Consider the following 19,271-nt stretch of genomic DNA (forward strand, 5'->3'; position numbering starts at 1 on the left):
TTACTGGCAGGCATATGCTAAAATTGAAAAAAAATCACCATAACTTAATTCCATTCTCCTTATGTATCGTGCTGGCGATAAGCACCATCGCCTGTACTGATGTGAAAAATAAGGACCGGGACAAACTTGTTTTTAGGTATAATGAACATTACAATGTTGCCACGCTAGACCCTGCTTTTGCCCGGAACCCTCCTATAATCTGGCCCACCAACCAATTATTTAACGGTTTGGTACAGCAGGATGACAGTTTGAATATCGTTCCAGATATTGCAAAGCGCTGGGAAGTTTCAGAAGACGCAAAAACGTATATTTTCTATCTGCGTGAGGCGGTTTATTTCCACAAGCATGCGCAGTTTAAAACCCCAGATAGTACGCGCAAGGTGGTTGCAGCAGATTTTACTTACAGTTTTGACCGGCTCAAGGATGCGCGGGTGGCTTCGCCGGGAAGTTGGGTGCTCAGCAATGTAGAACATTACGAAGCGCTGAATGACAGCATGTTCAGCATCACCTTAAAAAAACCGTTTCCCGCATTCATCGGTATGCTGGGCATGCGGTATTGCTCGGTCGTGCCGAAGGAAATAACGGAATTTTACGGGAGCGATTTCCGGTCAAATCCCATTGGCACGGGTCCGTTTAAATTCAAGCGCTGGCAGGAAGGCGTAAAACTTGTACTTCGGAAAAACGAACTGTATTTTGAGAAAGACAAGCAGGGGCGCCAGCTTCCTTATATGGAAGCCGTAGCAATCACCTTTCTACCAGATAAGCAAAGTGAATTTTTGCAATTTGCCCAGGGAAACCTTGACTTTTTAAACAGTTTAGATCCCTCTTACAAAGATGAATTGTTGACCCCGCTGGGCGAATTAAAAGATAAATATGACGAAAATGTAAAAGTCATCACCGGCCCGTTTTTAAATACGGAATACATCGGTTTTTTTCTTGAAAGCAAGTCAGAAGAAGTGCGCTCAGAATTGCTTCGGCGTGCCTTAAACTACGGTTTTGACCGTCAAAAAATGATTACGTACCTGCGCAATGGTATAGGCATGCCAGCAGATGCCGGCTTTATTCCGAAAGGCCTGCCCGGCTACCAGGCCAATAGTGGATACGAGTATAATCCTGGCAAAGCGAGCCAACTTATAGATGCCTACATCAAGCAAACCGGCAATACTTCACCCAGTATCACGATAGGGACCAACTCGCAATATCTTGATATTTGCGAGTATATTCAGCGGGAACTGGGCAAGATCAACCTGCATATTGACATTGATGTGATGCCGCCCTCTACCCTGCGGCAATTAAAATCTACCGGGCAGCTGGATGCTTTTCGCGCAAGCTGGATCGCAGATTACCCCGATGCCGAGAATTACCTGTCTTTATATTACAGCAAGAATTTCACCCCAAACGGCCCCAATTATACCCATTTCAAAAATACCGATTATGATTCCCTGTATGAACACAGTTTTGGCATCACAGCCATTACAGAGCGCCAGGAAATCTACAGGAAAATGGATAGTATTTTAATTGAAAAAGCGCCTTTTGTCCCTCTGTATTATGACGAGGTCATTCAATTTGTGCACAAAGATGTGCACGGTCTAAAACCCAATCCACAAAATTTTCTGAACCTAAAACGGGTTTATAAGGGTGAAAAACCAGCAATACCGGCAAAAAATGGCGAATAATGCCTAATTATTAGACTGGTTTTAAGTTTCTTCAATCAAAAATTTAAGCCTAATTTTGGCGACTATGAGCGCGATAAATTATGTTTCGGTGGAAGGCATTGCCAAAGCCTTTGGTGAAAAAATTCTTTTCAATGATCTTTCTTTTGGTATCAATCAAGATCAAAAAATAGGTCTAATAGCTAAAAATGGAGCCGGTAAAACTTCCCTGCTCGATATTCTTGCCAGTAAGGAAAACCCAGATAGCGGCCAGGTAATTTACCGCAAGGGCATTAAAATCTCCTTTCTTGCCCAGGAACCTGACCTTGACGGAAGCCTTACCGTAGAGCAAACCATCTTTGACAGTGATAATGATACCCTGCTTGCCATTGCCGCTTATGAAAAAGCGCTGGTCAATATGGATGACGCAGATGCTTACCAGCAGGCTTTTGATAAAATGGAAGCGTTGCAGGCCTGGGATTTTGAAACCCAGTACAAACAGATTCTCTCCCAGTTAAAGTTGGACGATCTCGACCGCAAAGTGGAAAAACTGAGCGGGGGCCAGAAAAAAAGGCTTGCCCTGGCAAATATGCTGTTGCATAAACCTGATCTGCTCATCATGGATGAGCCCACGAACCATCTGGACCTGGAAATGATCGAGTGGCTTGAGGCCTATTTTGCCAAAGAAAACCTGACCATTTTTATGGTCACGCACGACCGTTATTTCCTGGAGCGGGTATGTAATGAAATCATTGAGCTGGAAGACGGTAATCTTTACAGCTACAAAGGAAACTATTCCTATTACCTGGATAAACGCGAATCGCGCATAAGCGCGGAAGAGGCAGAAACCGGGAAAGCCAAGCAGCTCTTTAAAAAAGAACTGGACTGGATGCGCCGCCAGCCCAAAGCACGTACGACCAAATCAAAATCCCGTATAGACGATTTTCACGAGATCAAAGAGCGCGCCGGCAAGCGACGTCAGGATCACGAAGTGCAGTTGGAGCTCAATATGGAGCGTATGGGCAATAAAGTGGTTGAATTGCACAAGGTCAGCAAAAAGTTCAAGGAGCGCCTAATTCTTGATCAGTTTGATTACAATTTTCAACGGGGGGAGCGCATTGGGATCATTGGTAAAAACGGTACGGGAAAATCCACTTTCCTGAACATCCTTACGGGTAAAATGGAAGCTGATAATGGTAAAGTGATAATCGGTGAGACCATCCAATTTGGCTACTACACACAGAAGGGGATTAACATTAAACCTGGTCAGAAAGTCATTGATGTCATTAAAGAGTTTGGCGATTATATTCCACTGAAAAAAGGGCGACAGATTTCTGCAGGGCAGTTGCTTGAGCGTTTTCTGTTTGACCGCAAGAAACAATATGATTTTGTTGAAAAACTGAGCGGTGGGGAGCGAAAAAGACTCTATTTGTGTACGGTTTTGATTCAGAATCCCAATTTTCTCATTCTTGATGAGCCCACTAACGATCTGGATATTGTGACCCTCAACGTGCTTGAAAGTTTTCTTATGGACTTTCCCGGTTGCCTGCTCGTTGTTTCCCACGACAGGTATTTTATGGACAAGATCGTAGATCACCTTTTTGTCTTCCGCGGTAGCGGAATCGTGGAAGATTTCCCCGGTAATTATTCTGACTTTAGAACATACGATCTAAGTGCGGACAGCGCCCCTGATAGCACAGAAAAAGAAGCGAAAACTTCAAGTTCCACAACGAAGGAAAATTGGAAAACGCAGGATAACCCACTCACCCACGAGCAACAAAAAGAGTACAACAGACTGGAAAAAGAGATCGCAAAACTGGAGCAAAAAAAGGTTGAGCAGGAAAAGAAATTCCTTGATCCAGAATTGTCTGGAGAAGAGATCAATGACGCATCCATCGCGCTGCAAAAAATCCAGGATGATATTGACCAGAAAACGGAGCGCTGGTTTGAACTATCGGTTTAATGCCTATGAAATGTGACCTATGAAAGCATTTTTGACCATTGCCCTACTCGTTATCTCAAATACATTCATGACCCTGGCCTGGTACGGCCATTTGAAATTTGCGGAGTGGAAATGGTTCAGTAAGCTTAGCCTCATTAGTGTGGTACTGATCAGCTGGGGGATTGCACTTTTTGAATATCTCTTTCAGGTACCGGCAAATAAAATAGGATTTGAAGAAAATGGCGGGCCCTTTAGCCTTTTGCAGCTTAAGGTCATTCAGGAAGTAATTACCCTCGTCGTCTTTGTTGCTTTTATGCTCATCGCCTTTAAAGAAGAAACCTTTAAGCTCAACCATCTAATAGGCTGTGTCTTTCTAGTGCTTGCGGTGTATTTTATGTTTAAAAACTAGCCGGTTTGTCACATGCTTTATATTCCATAAAAAAATATCTGGAATTTTTAAGGAAATCCACGCACCTGCCCCGCGTACATACTCCTTTTGTATATCTTTTTTTGACAAAATGCCTATATGATCAACAGGCGCACCCTGCTTATTCGAAACTTAAAACCTATCGAAAATCGGTCATAACTGACAATAAATTGATTGAAATAACCGATTTTGGCGCTGGTTCGCGGGTTTTTAAAGATGATTTACGAAAGATTTCCGAGCTCGGAAAAAACGCCGGAGCCACCTATAAGCGCATGCGCCTGCTCTATCGCGTGACCGCTTATTTTAAGCCCAGACATGTGCTGGAACTTGGGACTTCTGTGGGACTGGCCACTGCCGCGTTTGGCCTTGCGGAAACAGGTAAAATCACGAGCGTGGAAGGCTGCGAAAAGATTGCAAATGTTGCCAAAGAAAAACTTCTTGCGTTAAAAATCCCTCTGTTGACCCTCAAAAACGAGCAGTTTTCATCCTTTTTAGACCGAAAAACCGAAGATTTTTATGATTTAGTCTACTTTGATGGCAATCACAGTCAGGAGGCCACATTGCATTATTTTAACGCACTATTGCCTACCGTAACATCTGATACAGTTCTTATTTTTGATGATATTTACTGGTCAAAAGGGATGACCGCAGCCTGGGAAATAATTAAAGAGCACCCGCAGGTACAGCTTAGCATTGACTGTTTTTGGCTGGGTTTTGTTTTTTTCCGGAAAGAAGAAAAAAAGCAGCACTTTAAAATACGGCTTTAAATGTGTAACATCTGCCGCCGCTGTCGTACTTATAATAAAATCCCGTAAATTGGGATCTGGTAAACCGAAAAGCAACGTATGGGCAACTTAATCAAGATTAGGGACATTAAACGCGACTTCCCGCTAGGGAACGAGATCGTACACGTACTCAAGGGCATAGACCTGGATATTGATAAAGGGGAATATGTTGCTTTTATGGGTCCGTCAGGTTCTGGAAAATCCACGTTAATGAACCTGCTGGGCTGCCTGGATACGCCCACTTCTGGGACTTATGTCTTAAATGGAAAGGATGTGAGCGATATGAGTGATGATGAACTCGCCGAAGTGCGCAACAAAGAAATAGGTTTTGTGTTTCAGACTTTTAACCTTTTACCGCGTACTACTGCATTAGACAATGTTGCTTTGCCCATGGTTTATGCCGGTTATTCTAAATCAGAGCGCCATGTTCGCGCGCAGGAAGTTTTAACCGACGTGGGCCTTGCAGATCGTATGGACCACAAGCCTAACCAACTTTCGGGTGGTCAGCGCCAGCGTGTTGCCGTGGGGCGTGCACTGGTCAATAAACCTTCAATCATACTGGCAGATGAGCCTACGGGAAACCTGGATTCTAAAACTTCTGTGGAAATTATGAGGCTTTTTGATGATATTCACGCTGCAGGAAACACGGTGATCCTTGTAACGCACGAAGAAGATATCGCAGAACATGCACATCGCATTATACGTCTTCGTGACGGCGTTATAGAACGCGATGACAGGAAAGTTCTTATTTAACCAGTAGTCACCTCGAGTGTTTTTTCTAAAGTGATAACGGAGGAAAAAACGTATCAAGAGTCACCTCGAGTGTTTTCTCTAAAGCGATAACGGAAGAAAAAACGTATCCAAAGTCACCTCGAGTGTTTTTTCTAAAGTGATAGCGGAAGAAAAAACGTATCGAGAGGCGCTATGGAATAGGTCTCGATACAGCCTCGTGCCGTCGGCCACTCGACCTGACATAGTCATTTTATGTAAATGTATTCCGTTTACATTTTTAATTGTGCAGACGGAACATACTACACAGGGATTACTTCAGACCTCTGCTAAAGATTGCAAGATCACCAAAGAAAAAAATCCAAAAAGTAATACTGCGTCTAAACTTCCCTTAAATGCTGTTTTGTAGTGAATTTACAGATGCTTCCTTAGCAATTGTCAAAGAAAAACAACTCAAAAATTGGTCAAGAGCCAAAAAACAAGCATTAATTAGCGGTAAATATGAAAATTTACCCAATTTGGTTAAAAAGAAATTCCAAGGCTCTGGGTGTCGATACAACCTCCTACCGTCGGCCACTCGACCTGACAAGGATTACGATAAATTTTCTAGTTTTACACTTCACAAACTAGTTTAAATCAATCGCATTCTAAAAAAAGTAAGGATTCTCCATGAGATCATGACTTCGCAAATGTTTACAGATGCAAAAAACAATCAAGAATGTGCTGTTCTTAGCTTTCTTGGTTGGTGTTTTGTAGGTTCTATCGCCTCTAAAGGTTCTGCATAAAGGTCAAAATCTTCGGCAGAAGTAATTTTAACACGGGTAAATTCCGCGGTTTTAAGGTAATACTTCGTAGCATCAATTAACACCTCATTATCTACGTCTGGGGAGTCAAATTCGGTACGGCCTATGTAATGGTTGCCCTCTTTGCGATCAATGATCACTTTAAATTCTTTGCCAATTTTCTGTTGATTCAGCTCCCAACTAATTTGCGACTGTATCGCCATGATTTCATTGGCGCGATCCATTTTCACTTCTTCAGGAACATCGTCCTCAAGATTATAAGCGTGGGTATTCTCTTCATGGGAATAGGTAAAACAGCCCAGACGTTCAAAGCGCATTTCTTCAACCCAATCGCGCAAAAGCTCAAAATCCTCCTGGGTTTCACCGGGGTAACCTACGATCAACGTGGTGCGAATAGTCATTTCCGGTAGTTGTTCCCTGAATTTTTTCAGGAGCGCATTCGTTTTTTCATATGTTGTACCGCGACGCATGGATTTCAATACTTTTGTTGAAATATGCTGTAGCGGAATATCAATATAATTACAGACTTTTGGCTCTTCTTTGATAACGTCAAGAACATCTTCCGGAAAACCGGTAGGAAACGCATAGTGCAGGCGAATCCACTCAATGCCCTCTACCTTTACAAGCTCCCGAAGCAAGTCTGCCAGCGCTCGTTTTTTATAGATATCAAGACCATAATACGTAAGGTCCTGAGCAATAAGAATAAGCTCTTTTATCCCGTTTGCCGCCAGTTTTTTAGCTTCAATGACCAGGTTTTCTATGGGCGTGCTTTTATGGCCACCGCGCATAAGCGGTATTGCACAGAACGAACACGGGCGGTCACAGCCTTCGGCAATTTTTAGGTATGCGTAATTTTTTGGAGTTGTGGTAAGGCGTTCACCTATGAGTTCATGCTTATAGTCGGCGCCCAGGGCTTTTAGCAAACCAGGAAGTTCCGTAGTGCCAAAATACTGATCTACATTTGGCATTTCCTTTTGGAGGTCTGGCTTATAACGTTCAGAAAGGCAACCGGTCACAAAGACCTTGTCCACCATTCCATCTTCTTTCTGTTGAACGTATTGTAAAATAGTATTGACTGACTCCTCCTTCGCATTGTCTATAAAGCCGCAGGTATTGATCACCACGACATTACCATCCTGCTCGTGCACCACTTCCTTATTGTTTGCCCGAAGTTGCCCCATGAGGACTTCGCTGTCGTAGACGTTCTTTGAACAGCCTAAAGTGACAACATTTATTCGGTTCTTTTTTAAGGTTTTAGTACGCATAGTGCCTTTTTTTAAGGGCGCAAAGATACGTAATTTTAATGGGATTGTAAAGTATGAAAAAGGGCTATAAAAGTCAATAATTACCGGAAAATAGCCAATTTATGGTCCATTTAGGGTCAAAATTTATAACCTGCCCGCAGTTGAAATAAACTTTTGCTTTGCGGCATGGCATCAAAAACAGGTTTCATTTTTAAAGGGGGAATTTCTTTTGAATATTTAAATTCCATAAAAGCGTCCTTTTTAAAATCATACCGCACGCCAATGGGAATGGAACCGCTAAATGTATCACTGCCAAAACGATTGCCCAGTAAAAGGTCATCCTGATCCAGTAGCCAGTTGAGTTGACCGCCCGTATAAAACGTCCACTTATCCTTCGTAAATGTTGCAAAAACAGGGAACTCATAAAAATGGAGCATACTGGTAGTATTGGCCACGGGACCAAAAACCAGCGAAGAACGTTTAGAAATCCCAATCTCTGCAAGATTACTACCAAAATTTCCCAGCGTGCTGATTCCAGTAGAATCCCTAAAGGTCTCAGGAAATTCCTGAGCGCAGCAGCAGCCTATCATAAAATAACCGAAGGAAAAAAGTAACGTTTTTAGCATAAGCTTGAACGTATTTATAGTAAGATCAATTCGTACTAAAGACTTTAATCCCTTAAAAAAGTTGCAAATCAAAATGTTACAGACACTAAATTTCCTGAAAAATAGGATGCATATTATTCATAATCAGCTGGTGCTTTTCTTTCTTTTGTCAACTGTTCATACGCGTAGCCCAACTGTAAAAGCACACCTTCATTCCCTGCGGGTGCAATAAACGTTAAACCCATGGGTTGATTTTCAGCATTGTACCCCATAGGAACGGTAAGCGCGGGATATTTAGCCACTGCGGCGTAACCCGCCATATAATTATTGATGGAAAGCACCGCATCAAGCGTATTGGGTTCAAGGGCCTGATCAAAGAACTGCCTACCACGAGTCTGCAGCGTATCTTTGATTTTACTGAATTCTTCTTCACTGGCCTCATCGTCAATAACGCCGTAAAAAAGTTTCTGGCCATACGGCATCATTCGGCTGGAATCGGTTTTATTGAAAGCGATGATTTCGTCAAGATCTTTTACCCTTAGATTTTCCCCACCATAATTGGCCACATAATCTGGCAGGTCCCTTTTCATATCCAGATTTAACACACGCGTAAATTCCGGAAGGTCGAGATCTGGGCGGTCTAGCGCAATCAAAGTTGCGCCAGCATCTTTCAGGGAATTTATAGCCTGTTGGTAAAGCGTGTCCTGCTCCATATATTCAGAATAATAACCCAGACGTTTTGAACTCAAAAATGCCTTAAAATCCTTGATTTCTTCAATTTTAGCACTAAAACCGGTTGTTTTTGCATTCATTTTTGCGGAAGCAGGATCATTTGAATCAGTCCCCGAAAGCGCGTCGAGCATGATTGCATTATCCACGACTGTTCGCGTCATGGGCCCGGGCGTGTCAAGCGTGCTTGATATGGGAACAATTCCACTACGGCTTAAAAGCCCTATGGTAGGTTTTAAACCCACTACGGAATTTGCGCTCGATGGCGAAAGGATGGAACCCGAAGTTTCGGTACCTACGGCCGCGACCGCAAAATTAGCCGCCATTGAAACGCCACTACCCGAACTCGAACCGCCCGTATCGTGTATTTTGCGACCGTAAGGATTGAGCGTTTGACCGCCAACGGCAGAATAACCGCTAGGACAATCACCACAGAAAAAGTAGGCCCACTCACTTAAATTGGCCTTGCCTAAAATTAAAGCGCCATTTTCTTTTAAACGCTGGGCAATAAAGGAATCACCGGTACGGTTATCTTTGAAGGCCACAGCCCCGGCAGTGGTAGGCATTTCAGAAGTATTGATATTATCCTTTAAAAGAACCGGCATCCCAAAAATAGAGTAAATTTCGGGTGGTTTTGAGCCATTTTTGTCCAATTTTCGGGCTTCTTCCAGCACTTTAGGGTTGAGTGAAATGACAGAATTCAGGGAAAGGGAATTCTCGCGATCGTACTTTTTGATTCGGTATAAATAGAAAAGAACCAACTGTTCATAGGTAAGTTGGTTATCATTTATCGCCATCTGGATTTCAGGAATGGTTTTCTCAAAAACCAGTTTTTTTATTCCTTTATAATCGACTTCGGAAAAATCTGAAAGTGCTTTATCAAAAGGCATCCAGAGGGAATCAACATCAATTTCTTTAGAATCGAGAACTTTATATTCCCGCTCTTTAATGGCAGAAATAGTATCATTTTTATCTGATTTATCGCTGTTTTGAGAGGTTTTTGAGTCCTTACAGGCAGAAAGTGAAAGTATAAATAAGAGGAGTAAAGCTTTTTTCATAGATAAAAGTCCGTTGTGTGAGACTTCTAAAATACGAAAGAACTGCAAATGGAAAACCTTACCAACACAATTTATCCAGTGATTTTGAAGTTTATTGGACAAAAAGACAATACAGGGCAAAATCGGTTTAAAGATTATCCCGTAAACGCCATTTATTCTTTAAAATATAGATAGAACTTGATCTATCCTGTTTTATGGATTATAAAAAAACCTTCGATCTAAAAACGGATTTTGCGTTAGGGATTGAAGTGACTTTGCCAAACCTACCGGGAGGAAGCCTTTTTGTGAGAAACTCACAAAAAGATTGCAGCGTAAAGCCCTACCCATAGGGAAACGCCCAAAAAAGAATAAGAGAATTAAAATTGGTTTGAGATTCAACTAAATTAGAATATTTCTGACACCACTTATTTATATCAATGGTTTCTGGATATTCAAAAATTACTTAAAAAACGAGTCCACGAACTCATACTTATTAAAAACCTGAAGATCTTCAATCCCTTCACCTACTCCAATATATTTCACGGGTATCTGAAACTGGTCGCTAATCCCTATAACCACACCGCCTTTTGCCGTACCGTCAAGTTTTGTTACTGCCAGGGAAGTTACTTCGGTGGCCGCTGTGAACTGCTTGGCCTGCTCAAAAGCATTCTGGCCAGTTGATCCATCCAGGACTAATAAAACCTCATCTGGAGCGCTATCTATTACCTTTAGCATTACCCTTTTGATCTTGGTGAGCTCGTTCATTAAATTGACTTTGTTGTGCAAGCGGCCTGCAGTATCCAGTATGACCACATCAGCATCCATTTTTACGGCACTACTAACGGTGTCAAAGGCCACAGATGCAGGATCGCTGCCCATTTTTTGTTTAATGATAGGAACATCCACGCGATCAGCCCATATTTGTAATTGGTCAATAGCCGCTGCCCTAAATGTATCGCCGGCACCTAAAACAACCTTTAAACCTTTCTTTTTAAACTGGTAGGCTAATTTCCCTATCGTAGTGGTTTTACCCACACCATTTACACCCACGACCATAATGACGTAGGGCTTTTTAGCGGGCACGCTAAAGTCAGTGGCATTGCCACTATTTGTCTCGCTCATTAAAGCGGCAATCTCTTCCCTCAGAATTTCGTTAAGCTCTGCCGTACCCAGATATTTGTCACGAGCAACACGTTCTTCAATACGGTTGATTATTTTAATGGTCGTTGTAACGCCCACATCGCTAGAGACGAGCACTCCTTCAAGATCATCGAGGACTTCATCGTCTACCTTTGATTTTCCGGCAACGGCCTTACCAAGTTTTGACAGGAAGTTGGCATTCGTTTTTTCCAGTCCTTTGTCTAGGGTTTCCTTTTTATCTTTTGAAAAGATTTTCTTTAGAAAGCTCATGGATTTTTAATATTCAGAGGGTTAGTTACACAAATATAACACCTTTTATAAACCTTTTAGGGCTTGACTTAAAATAGAAAAGCCATTACGAATTACGTAACGGCTTTCAATATTGTAAAAAACGAAATTTTATTTTTTCAAAAAGTCGTTTACCATTTCTGGAGCCATAACGGACTCAACAAAAGTGTAAGCGCCTGTTTTTGGTGACCGAACCATTTTGATGGCTTTGGTCAAACGCTTTGAACCTGTCTGTAACGATGCAACTGATTTCTTTGCCATAATATTTTATTTTTTATCTCCGCTGGAGCGGAAATATTATTTAATTTCTTTATGAACAGTCATTTTGTTAAGTATGGGATTGAATTTTTTCAATTCCATACGGTCTGGAGAGTTCTTTTTATTCTTAGTGGTAACATAACGTGAAATACCAGGTTTTCCAGTAGCCTTGTGCTCTGTACATTCTAATATCACCTGTACCCTATTGCCTTTTTTTGCCATGGTAGTGCGTTTTTATCTATTATTTTTTAAGGAAGCCCTTTGTTCTAGCCTCTTTAAGAACAGCAGCAATACCGTTCTTGTTGATGTTTTTAAGAGCCGAAGTAGAAATCTTAAGGGTCAACCACTTACCTTCTTCTGGAATATAAAAACGTTTTTTGATTAGATTGGCGTCGAATTTACGTTTTGTCTTATTCATCGAGTGGGAAACATTGTTTCCTACCATCGCTTTTTTGCCCGTAAGCTCACAAACTCTTGACATGATTCTAAATTTTGTATTAGGTAATTAAAAACAGGCTGCAAACTTACACAACTTTCTTGCAGTGCGCAAGTGTATCTTTATTTTTTTAGTAATTCTTTTTGTAACAGTTCCATAGCTTTGTTCACCGTCTTGGTAATTACCCGTTCCCGGTGATTCCCCATCATGAATTTTTGGGAAAATACCCCGTCTGGAGTTGCAAAACCTATAAAAACGGTACCTACTTCCACATCGGCATCCCCTTTGGTAGGGCCTGCGTTGCCTGTAGTGGACAGGGCATAATCTGTTTTATAAATTGCTTTTGCCTGCCGTGCCATGGCCTCGGCAACTTCAGCACTTACAACAGAATGTTTATTAATCAAAGCGGGATCTAAACCCAGGACTTCTATTTTGGATTGTGTTGCGTAGGTGACCATCCCTCCTTTGAAAAAAGCTGACGAACCAGGAATTGCCGTTAATGTACTTGCGATTTGGCCGCCTGTACAACTTTCGGCAAGGGAAAGGGTGCTTTTCTCGTTCTTGAGCATAGTACCCACTACAAACTCAAGCGATTGCCCGTCTTCATAGCCTACGATAATATCCCCTATCAGATCCTTTAGTTGTTCGATTTGGGTTTCAAGCGCACGTTCCAGAATTTCCAGATCGTTGCCTTTAGTTGATAGGCGCAAACGTACTTTCCCCAGGGAAGGAAGATAAGCCAACTTGATAGTTACAGGAAGTTGATTTTCCCATTCCTCAATGGTCGCAGCAATTTCGCTTTCCCCCATGCCATACGTCTGTAGCGTTTTGTGCAGGATAAATGGCCTTTTAAAGCGTTTTTGCAACCGCGGAAGTACTTCATCTGTGATCAGCGCTTTCATCTCATAAGGCACACCGGGCATCGCGATAAAGACGGTACCGTCCTGTTCCATCCACATGCCGGGGGCTGTACCATAGGCATTATTCAAAACCGTGGCTTTACTGGGAACAAGGGCCTGCGTTTTGTTAGACGGAAGCATGGGACGTTTTACATGGTTCTTAAACAGGTTCTCCACATGTTTAAGAACTGCAGCATTTTCTACTAAATGATCGTCAAAAAATGTGCAAAACGTTTGTTTTGTAACGTCGTCCTTTGTGGGCCCCAGTCCACCGGTAATAAGTACAACTTCGGCATGTTCTTTAGCAAATGCTAATGCATTTACGATTTGCTCCTGAGTATCTGAAATGGAAGTAATTTGGGTAACGCCTATACCAATCTTATCCAACGCACTGGCTATAAAAGAAGAATTCGTATCTATGATCTGACCTATTAAGATCTCGTCTCCAATAGCGATTATATGGGCGCGCACTACATTTTCCAATCCCTCTTCATTTCTGTGATTGCATCGTTGACCATAGTGGTTATGGTTTGTAACTGCGACTGTATGGCAGAGGTGGGCTTTTTGCTTTCAGACCAGCGCTCCATGGCCGAAATCTCGCGTATGAGATCTATCCCGAACATTTCCAGGTTTGGCTTCATTTTATGGGCAAATTGATATGCCATCTTGTGATTGTCGTTCTCAATCGCCATTTGCATACTTGCCAGATCTGGTGGGATTTCTTCCAGGAAAGCGGCTACTACCGTTTTCATAAATTCCTTGTCTCCTCCAGACATGTCTTCTAACGCATAAAGGTCGTAATGGGTTGGCATGATTATTTAATATTTATGGCAAACATGGGCTTGCCGGACAAAAATCCTGTTAGTTTATCATCTATGGCTACGGGGCCTACACCCTTTGGGGTTCCCGTAAAAAGGACATCACCTATTTTTAAGGTCATGTATTTAGAAACATGGGCAATAAGATTATCTACAGTGTAGATCATATCTGCCGTATTGCCAGACTGAACAGTGGCATCATTTTTCTTTAGGCTGAAATCAAGATTTTCCAGACTGTTCAATTCCTTTTTAGGGATCCATTTGCCTATCACCGCGCTCCCATCAAAGGCTTTTGCTTTTTCCCAGGGGTGTCCTTTTGCTTTGCATTCCCGCTGCAGGTCCCTGGCCGTAAAATCAATACCCAGGCCTATTTCTTCATAATAGGTATGCGCAAATTCTGGTTGAATGTATTTTCCCAGTTTTTTTATCTTAACGAGCACTTCCACTTCATATTCAACTTCCTTACTGAACTCTGGAATCACAAACGGCTGCTGACTCAGCAATATTGCTGAATCTGGCTTAAGAAAAAACATGGGCTCGGTAGTGGGAGCACTGTTTAGTTCTTTAACGTGGTCCTGATAATTTTGACCTATACAAATAATTTTCAATGAAGAATCTTTATAATTATAGTAATGATAAAAAATTATATGCTAAATCTTGGTATTTAACTTCCTCAACTTGATTGCAGTAAGTACTTTTTTAGTGTATAATGGAAAATCTGCATTCTGTATCCACCCAAAATAGCCGGGCTCCTGATCCAGCACATCATCTACTTTTTTCCCCCTGTGTTTACCAAAGGAAAAAACCTCTTCATCATCTTTGTTATAAGCAATAAAACCGGCAAAATCAGCCAGTTTTTTCCGGGCACTAAAGTCGGCCAAGCTTTTCATGTTGTTTTCAAGATCCTCGTAACGGTCAAGCTGTGCCTTGAGCACCTCATAGGTGGCGATAGTATCTGCTTCCGCGCTATGGGCATCCGTAAGTTCCTGCTGGCAATAAAATTTAAGCGCGGCAGCGAGGGTACGCTGTTCCATTTTATGAAAAATAGTCTGCACATCTACCGCATGGCGGTTTTTCATATCAAAATCAACATCTGCCCGCAACATTTCTTCAGCAAGTAAAGGAATATCAAAACGGTTTGAATTGTAGCCGGCCAGATCAGAATCTTTGATCAAATTGTAAATTTCTGTTGCCAACTCCTTAAATTTTGGCTTATCTGCAACGTCTTCATCCTTTATACCGTGCACTGCGGTTGTTTCTGCAGGGATGGGAACGGTAGGATTGACAAGCCAGGTAAATTTTTCTTCTTTGCCCCCGGGGTGAACCTTTAAAACTGAAATCTCAACAATTCGATCGTTGGCTACATTTGTCCCTGTGGTTTCCAAGTCAAAAAAACAAATGGGTCTAGATAGGTTAAGCTGCATATTTTTTTCGATTTACGACACAAAAGTAGCGTATCTGTATCAAAAAAACATAATGTCTTAATATTGTTTCGTCAATTTAAAATATCCAATTCTAGTAAAAATCATATCTGATTGTTTTAAAAAATAAAACACTGTAAACCGAATTCTCCATAAAAGTCTATATTTTGAACTAATTATACCTTTCGAGGTTCTTGACATCTAATTTAAAAATAACACTGAAATAGTATTGCGTTGAACACCCTTTTTCATCACACACATCCCTACCCTCCCTTTAACCTTGAAGGCGCAACGAAGCTCATTGTGGGTACGTTGCCACCACCTCGCTTTACGACGAAAGACCTCAAACCCGGCGATGTAGATTTTAGCTATGGAAGCATAGATGGGCAGCTATGGCTCATTTTAAATCGCCTTTTTAATCTTGATCTTTTATTTGAAAACTCGAAGGAAGCCATTGCGCAACGTCATAACTTCTTAAAAAATCGTAACATAGGCATCTGTGACGTTGTAGCTTCTGCAAAACGGGCAAAAATAGATGCTTCAGATCTTGGCATGACAGATGTTGAATTACGTGATCTCATCTATATTTTAAAAAAATATCCCAATATCAAAACATTGCTGTTTACCGGCGGAAACAGTAAAAACGGACCAGAATATTTTTTCCGGCGTTTAGCAAGAACCTATAGCATCAAGTTGAAACCTGTTTCATCTGAAGTTCCACGTATTCATCAGTTTGAACTGCCTTTAGAAAAAGGGGTCAGGACGATCAGAACCGTATCGCTTACTGCACCTTCGGGATCAGCAAACCGTGCGGTAGGAAGTAATATGCTTTACAAAAAGAAAAAGGCAGAAAACGCTTCTTATACCACCATAGACTTTAGGATGGAGCAATATAAACCGTTCTTTTAAGCCTAAAATCGGTCTCTTTTACTGCATTTTCGGTCTTTAAATGCCTGCGGAATATCCTATTTTTGGGAATCCACTTCTAATTGTTCTGTTTATGAGCTTGACCTATGCATTAAAAAAACTTCTTTTTTTACCGATTTTCGGTATTTCCTGCCTGTTTTCGGCGCAAAGCCAAACCAAAACTTCGGCAAATAAATTTATAACGCTCTTCGAAGAAAGCAACGGTACAAAAACACCCACATATAAAGAGGTCATGCAATTTTATCAATATCTTGACTGTACGTATCCTGCCATTAAAACATATAAAATAGGCCTTACAGATAGTGGCGAACCCCTGACACTGGTCACCTACAATCCATCAAACCCTGACCGAACCCTTCAAACTGAATTTTCAAAAAACCCAGACCTCTATAAATTGCTTATCAACAACGGCATTCACCCTGGGGAACCAGATGGAATTGATGCCACAATGATGCTCTTCCGTGATGCCGCCCAGGGCAAAATAAATATCCCCAAAAATGTTTGGCTGGGAGCCATTACCATTTACAATGTAGGCGGCGCTCTTAATCGAAACAGCACATCAAGAACCAACCAGAACGGACCAGAAAGCTATGGCTTTCGTGGTAATGCTCGCAATTTTGACCTCAACCGGGATTTTATAAAAGCAGATACGCGCAATGCACAGTCTTTTGCGCAATTGTATCACAGTATAGATCCAGAAATGTTTATTGATAACCACGTGAGCAATGGTGCAGATTATCAATACACACTTACCCACCTTTTTACGCAACACGATAAAATGGGTGGTAAACTTGGTGATTACATAAAAAAAAGCCTGCAGCCGCAATTAGAAAATTTACTGGCCGCCCAGAGATGGGACATCACGCCCTATGTCAATGTCTTTAACGAAGTGCCAGAAACCGGTTTTAGTCAGTTTATGGATTATCCGCGCTATTCTACGGGGTATACCACGTTGTGGAATACGGTGGGGATGATGGTAGAAACCCATATGCTAAAACCCTACAAACCACGGGTAGAAGGAACTTACGCACTCTTGCGCAGCATGATTGATATCCTTGCGAAAGACGGAAAACAGATCAAAGAACTGCGCACTGCAGAAAAAGAAAGCTACTCCTCTGGAGCGCGGGTGGGAACATCCTATCCCTTAGCTTTTGAGATAGACAACAGTAAAGTGACCACCTTTGACTTTAAAGGTTACGAAGGCAAAATGATTCCCAGTAAACTTACGGGCAAGCAACGTCTAAAATATGACCGAAGCAAACCTTTTACAAAACCCGTGCGATACTATGACAATTTTAAGGAGGCACGAGAAGTAACAATTCCTAAATATTATGTGATTCCGCAGGGCTGGTTTACCGTACTGGATCGCCTACGTGAAAATAATATTGAATTACAAATCCTTAAAACCGACACTACATTACAGGTAGAAAGCTACCATATTGCTGACTATAAAACCAGAGAGAGTGCCTATGAAGGGCATTATATGCATAGCAATACCAAAGTAAATAAGGAGATTGAGAAGATAAAATTTAGAAAAGGAGATGTATTGGTAAGCACTGCGCAGCCAGGAATGCGCTATCTGCTGGAAACTTTAGAGCCAGCAGCGCCAGACTCTTTTTTCAACTGGAATTACTTTGACACCATACTTCAGCAAAAAGAGGGTTTTTCACCCTACGTCTGGGAAGATAAAGCCAAAGAATTGCTCGACAATAACGCCGGTTTACAGGAAAAATTTGAGGAAATGAGGCGAAAAAATGCCGATTTTGCCAATAATTGGTATGCGCAGTTAGATTGGTTGCATAAACATTCTCCCAACTATGAAAAAGCGCACTTACTCTACCCTATCTTTAGGATTAAGGATTAGATATTCTTTTGGAAAAAGAATTTTGATGTTTTCGTATGATTTACGGAGGGCTTTTTGGCTTTTTTCAAAATTTTCCATTTTACCTTTTTAATACCCTCGCTAGGCTCTGGTTTAAGCTCACCTTCATAATCACTGGTCATTTTATACCAGTGGGTTTCTTTTAGCTTAAACTTGTTATTGCGTTTAAAAACATGATAAGTGGTCTTGATAAATTCTGAGATCTTCAGATTTTCTACTCCGGTCTCTTCCCATACTTCCCGAAGGGCGCATTCTTCTATAGTTTCGTTCTTTTCAAGTTTGCCTTTAGGGAGGTCCCACTTACCGTTGCGGTAAATAAATAAGATTTTCCCTTTGTTGTTGTGTACCATTCCACCACCGGCAACCACTACGGGCAGGCTCTTTTTTAAAACTTTTAATAGTTTTTTCTCCTTGCGGTGATATAAATTTATGTGCGTAAGTTCACCGCGCACAATCTGCTTAATCACAGATTTTATTTTGACCCGCTTGATGGGGAGCGAAGTGTAATTTTTACCAATATACTTCTCAGTTGAGAGTATTATTGGTACATCGTTTACAAAAACTTTATACATTTGTACCATGATCCTAAAAAACGAAACAGCTCGAAAAACTGCTGAATTATTGCTGCAAATTAATGCAATAAAATTACAACCACAAAACCCATTTACCTGGGCCTCTGGTTGGCAGTCTCCCATTTATTGCGATAACCGCATCACTTTGTCCTATCCTACCATACGCAATTACCTACGCGAGAACATGGCAAGACAGATTGAAGAACTCTATGGCAAACCAGACGTCATTGCCGGCGTGGCCACGGGAGCTATAGGTATAGGTATGCTTGTGGCAGACTATCTGAACGTTCCTTTTGTCTACGTGAGACCAGAGCCTAAAAAGCACGGAAGGCAAAATCAGGTGGAAGGTAAACTGGAAGAAGGGCAGCATGTAGTTGTGGTAGAAGATCTCATCAGCACTGGTAAAAGCAGCCTTATGGCGGTAAAAGCACTTGAAGAAGCTGGTGCCCACATTAAAGGAATGATGGCCATTTTTACATATGGATTCAATGTTTCAAATGAGAATTTTGAGAAAGAAGAGATCACCCTCCACACGCTAAGCGACTATGACCATTTGCTGGAACAAGCTCTAAAAACACGCTATATTTCAGAAAAGGAAAAGCATACGCTTGAAGGCTGGAGGCTGGATCCCGCCAACTGGAGCGCTGCCTCAAAATAAAAACTAAAAAATTACGTGA

19 protein-coding genes and 1 pseudogene are annotated in these 19,271 nt (G+C 41.6%); 8 read left to right on the forward strand and 12 right to left on the reverse strand.

Translation table 11 applies throughout. The features are described from left to right. Positions 1 to 14 precede the first annotated feature (14 nt). The 5 genes from P162_RS03290 to P162_RS03310 all read left to right on the forward strand — a co-directional run bounded on the left by P162_RS03290 (position 15) and on the right by P162_RS03310 (position 5,559). Entirely contained in the window at positions 15 to 1,676 is a 1,662-nt protein-coding gene (locus P162_RS03290) for an ABC transporter substrate-binding protein (protein WP_031425807.1), read from the forward strand. 73 nt (positions 1,677 to 1,749) lie between these two features. Further along, positions 1,750 to 3,615 carry an ABC-F family ATP-binding cassette domain-containing protein gene (locus P162_RS03295; protein WP_031425808.1) on the forward strand — a complete coding sequence of 622 codons (1,866 nt, stop codon included), beginning with the start codon at positions 1,750 to 1,752 and terminating at the stop codon, positions 3,613 to 3,615. A 19-nt stretch (positions 3,616 to 3,634) separates the two neighbouring features. Then, positions 3,635 to 4,003: a DMT family protein gene (locus P162_RS03300; protein WP_031425809.1), complete on the forward strand. Its 369-nt coding sequence runs from the start codon at positions 3,635 to 3,637 to the stop codon at positions 4,001 to 4,003. Positions 4,004 to 4,008: 5 nt separating this feature from the next. Then, the gene (locus P162_RS03305; RefSeq protein WP_031425810.1) at positions 4,009 to 4,788 is read left to right on the forward strand and encodes an O-methyltransferase; all 780 of its coding nucleotides are present in this window, start codon (positions 4,009 to 4,011) and stop codon (positions 4,786 to 4,788) included. A gap of 78 nt (positions 4,789 to 4,866) precedes the next feature. Continuing rightward, the gene (locus P162_RS03310; protein WP_031425811.1) at positions 4,867 to 5,559 is read left to right on the forward strand and encodes an ABC transporter ATP-binding protein; all 693 of its coding nucleotides are present in this window, start codon (positions 4,867 to 4,869) and stop codon (positions 5,557 to 5,559) included. Between the two features lie 688 nt (positions 5,560 to 6,247). On the opposite strand, the gene rimO is transcribed toward P162_RS03310, so the two are convergent. From rimO to P162_RS03370, 11 genes are all read right to left on the reverse strand, one after another. Further along, positions 6,248 to 7,603 carry a 30S ribosomal protein S12 methylthiotransferase RimO gene (gene rimO / locus P162_RS03320; protein WP_051907757.1) on the reverse strand — a complete coding sequence of 452 codons (1,356 nt, stop codon included), beginning with the start codon at positions 7,601 to 7,603 and terminating at the stop codon, positions 6,248 to 6,250. Positions 7,604 to 7,719: 116 nt separating this feature from the next. Beyond that, entirely contained in the window at positions 7,720 to 8,208 is a 489-nt protein-coding gene (locus tag P162_RS03325) for a hypothetical protein (protein ID WP_031425813.1), read from the reverse strand. 113 nt (positions 8,209 to 8,321) lie between these two features. Beyond that, on the reverse strand, positions 8,322 to 9,974 hold the full coding sequence (locus P162_RS03330) for an amidase family protein (RefSeq protein ID WP_031425814.1): 1,653 nt from the start codon (positions 9,972 to 9,974) through the stop codon (positions 8,322 to 8,324). A 438-nt stretch (positions 9,975 to 10,412) separates the two neighbouring features. Then, positions 10,413 to 11,363, reverse strand: coding sequence for a signal recognition particle-docking protein FtsY (gene ftsY, locus P162_RS03335; protein ID WP_031425815.1), 951 nt, complete (start codon positions 11,361 to 11,363; stop codon positions 10,413 to 10,415). A 129-nt stretch (positions 11,364 to 11,492) separates the two neighbouring features. Then, positions 11,493 to 11,642 carry a DUF4295 domain-containing protein gene (locus tag P162_RS03340; protein WP_081868369.1) on the reverse strand — a complete coding sequence of 50 codons (150 nt, stop codon included), beginning with the start codon at positions 11,640 to 11,642 and terminating at the stop codon, positions 11,493 to 11,495. A 36-nt stretch (positions 11,643 to 11,678) separates the two neighbouring features. Then, positions 11,679 to 11,861 (reverse strand): 50S ribosomal protein L33, encoded by a 183-nt coding sequence (gene rpmG, locus P162_RS03345; protein WP_031425816.1) that lies wholly within the window; start codon positions 11,859 to 11,861, stop codon positions 11,679 to 11,681. A gap of 19 nt (positions 11,862 to 11,880) precedes the next feature. Further along, on the reverse strand, positions 11,881 to 12,120 hold the full coding sequence (rpmB, locus tag P162_RS03350; RefSeq protein ID WP_031425817.1) for a 50S ribosomal protein L28: 240 nt from the start codon (positions 12,118 to 12,120) through the stop codon (positions 11,881 to 11,883). Between the two features lie 77 nt (positions 12,121 to 12,197). Further along, positions 12,198 to 13,445 carry a competence/damage-inducible protein A gene (locus P162_RS03355; RefSeq protein ID WP_031425818.1) on the reverse strand — a complete coding sequence of 416 codons (1,248 nt, stop codon included), beginning with the start codon at positions 13,443 to 13,445 and terminating at the stop codon, positions 12,198 to 12,200. Next, positions 13,445 to 13,786: an Hpt domain-containing protein gene (locus P162_RS03360; protein ID WP_031425819.1), complete on the reverse strand. Its 342-nt coding sequence runs from the start codon at positions 13,784 to 13,786 to the stop codon at positions 13,445 to 13,447. The genes P162_RS03355 and P162_RS03360 overlap by 1 nt, the downstream gene beginning before the upstream one ends. Positions 13,787 to 13,788: 2 nt before the next feature. Further along, complete coding sequence (locus P162_RS03365; protein WP_031425820.1) at positions 13,789 to 14,400, reverse strand: fumarylacetoacetate hydrolase family protein; 612 nt, start codon at positions 14,398 to 14,400, stop codon at positions 13,789 to 13,791. Between the two features lie 42 nt (positions 14,401 to 14,442). Beyond that, positions 14,443 to 15,216: a 3'-5' exonuclease gene (locus P162_RS03370; protein ID WP_031425821.1), complete on the reverse strand. Its 774-nt coding sequence runs from the start codon at positions 15,214 to 15,216 to the stop codon at positions 14,443 to 14,445. Positions 15,217 to 15,447: 231 nt separating this feature from the next. On the opposite strand from P162_RS03370, the gene P162_RS03375 reads away from it, so the two are divergent. Both P162_RS03375 and P162_RS03380 read left to right on the forward strand, forming a co-directional pair. Beyond that, complete coding sequence (locus P162_RS03375) at positions 15,448 to 16,122, forward strand: uracil-DNA glycosylase family protein (RefSeq protein ID WP_031425822.1); 675 nt, start codon at positions 15,448 to 15,450, stop codon at positions 16,120 to 16,122. Between the two features lie 91 nt (positions 16,123 to 16,213). Beyond that, entirely contained in the window at positions 16,214 to 18,004 is a 1,791-nt protein-coding gene (locus tag P162_RS03380; RefSeq protein WP_031425823.1) for a M14 family metallopeptidase, read from the forward strand. Here P162_RS03380 and P162_RS03385 read toward each other — a convergent pair. After that, positions 17,972 to 18,594, reverse strand: a pseudogene (locus P162_RS03385) (NUDIX hydrolase). The gene P162_RS03380 and the pseudogene P162_RS03385 overlap by 33 nt on opposite strands. Positions 18,595 to 18,601: 7 nt before the next feature. On the opposite strand from P162_RS03385, the gene pyrE reads away from it, so the two are divergent. Beyond that, positions 18,602 to 19,252, forward strand: a complete 651-nt coding sequence (pyrE, locus tag P162_RS03390; RefSeq protein ID WP_031425824.1) for an orotate phosphoribosyltransferase — start codon at positions 18,602 to 18,604, stop codon at positions 19,250 to 19,252. Positions 19,253 to 19,271 lie beyond the last annotated feature (19 nt).

It is taken from the genome of Flavimarina sp. Hel_I_48 (genome assembly GCF_000733945.1).
Taxonomy (GTDB): Bacteria; Bacteroidota; Bacteroidia; order Flavobacteriales; family Flavobacteriaceae; genus Leeuwenhoekiella.

Excerpts from the sequence above, each read along its gene's own strand:
- P162_RS03290 (WP_031425807.1), top strand. The coding sequence starts at position 15 with ATGCTAAAATTGAAAAAAAATCACCATAACTTAATTCCATTCTCCTTA.
- P162_RS03300 (WP_031425809.1), top strand. The coding sequence starts at position 3,635 with ATGAAAGCATTTTTGACCATTGCCCTACTCGTTATCTCAAATACATTC.
- P162_RS03310 (WP_031425811.1), top strand. The coding sequence starts at position 4,867 with ATGGGCAACTTAATCAAGATTAGGGACATTAAACGCGACTTCCCGCTA.
- rimO (WP_051907757.1), bottom strand. The coding sequence starts at position 7,603 with ATGCGTACTAAAACCTTAAAAAAGAACCGAATAAATGTTGTCACTTTA.
- P162_RS03325 (WP_031425813.1), bottom strand. The coding sequence starts at position 8,208 with ATGCTAAAAACGTTACTTTTTTCCTTCGGTTATTTTATGATAGGCTGC.
- P162_RS03330 (WP_031425814.1), bottom strand. The coding sequence starts at position 9,974 with ATGAAAAAAGCTTTACTCCTCTTATTTATACTTTCACTTTCTGCCTGT.
- ftsY (WP_031425815.1), bottom strand. The coding sequence starts at position 11,363 with ATGAGCTTTCTAAAGAAAATCTTTTCAAAAGATAAAAAGGAAACCCTA.
- P162_RS03340 (WP_081868369.1), bottom strand. The coding sequence starts at position 11,642 with ATGGCAAAGAAATCAGTTGCATCGTTACAGACAGGTTCAAAGCGTTTG.
- rpmG (WP_031425816.1), bottom strand. The coding sequence starts at position 11,861 with ATGGCAAAAAAAGGCAATAGGGTACAGGTGATATTAGAATGTACAGAG.
- rpmB (WP_031425817.1), bottom strand. The coding sequence starts at position 12,120 with ATGTCAAGAGTTTGTGAGCTTACGGGCAAAAAAGCGATGGTAGGAAAC.
- P162_RS03360 (WP_031425819.1), bottom strand. The coding sequence starts at position 13,786 with ATGCCAACCCATTACGACCTTTATGCGTTAGAAGACATGTCTGGAGGA.
- P162_RS03370 (WP_031425821.1), bottom strand. The coding sequence starts at position 15,216 with ATGCAGCTTAACCTATCTAGACCCATTTGTTTTTTTGACTTGGAAACC.
- P162_RS03380 (WP_031425823.1), top strand. The coding sequence starts at position 16,214 with ATGAGCTTGACCTATGCATTAAAAAAACTTCTTTTTTTACCGATTTTC.
- pyrE (WP_031425824.1), top strand. The coding sequence starts at position 18,602 with ATGATCCTAAAAAACGAAACAGCTCGAAAAACTGCTGAATTATTGCTG.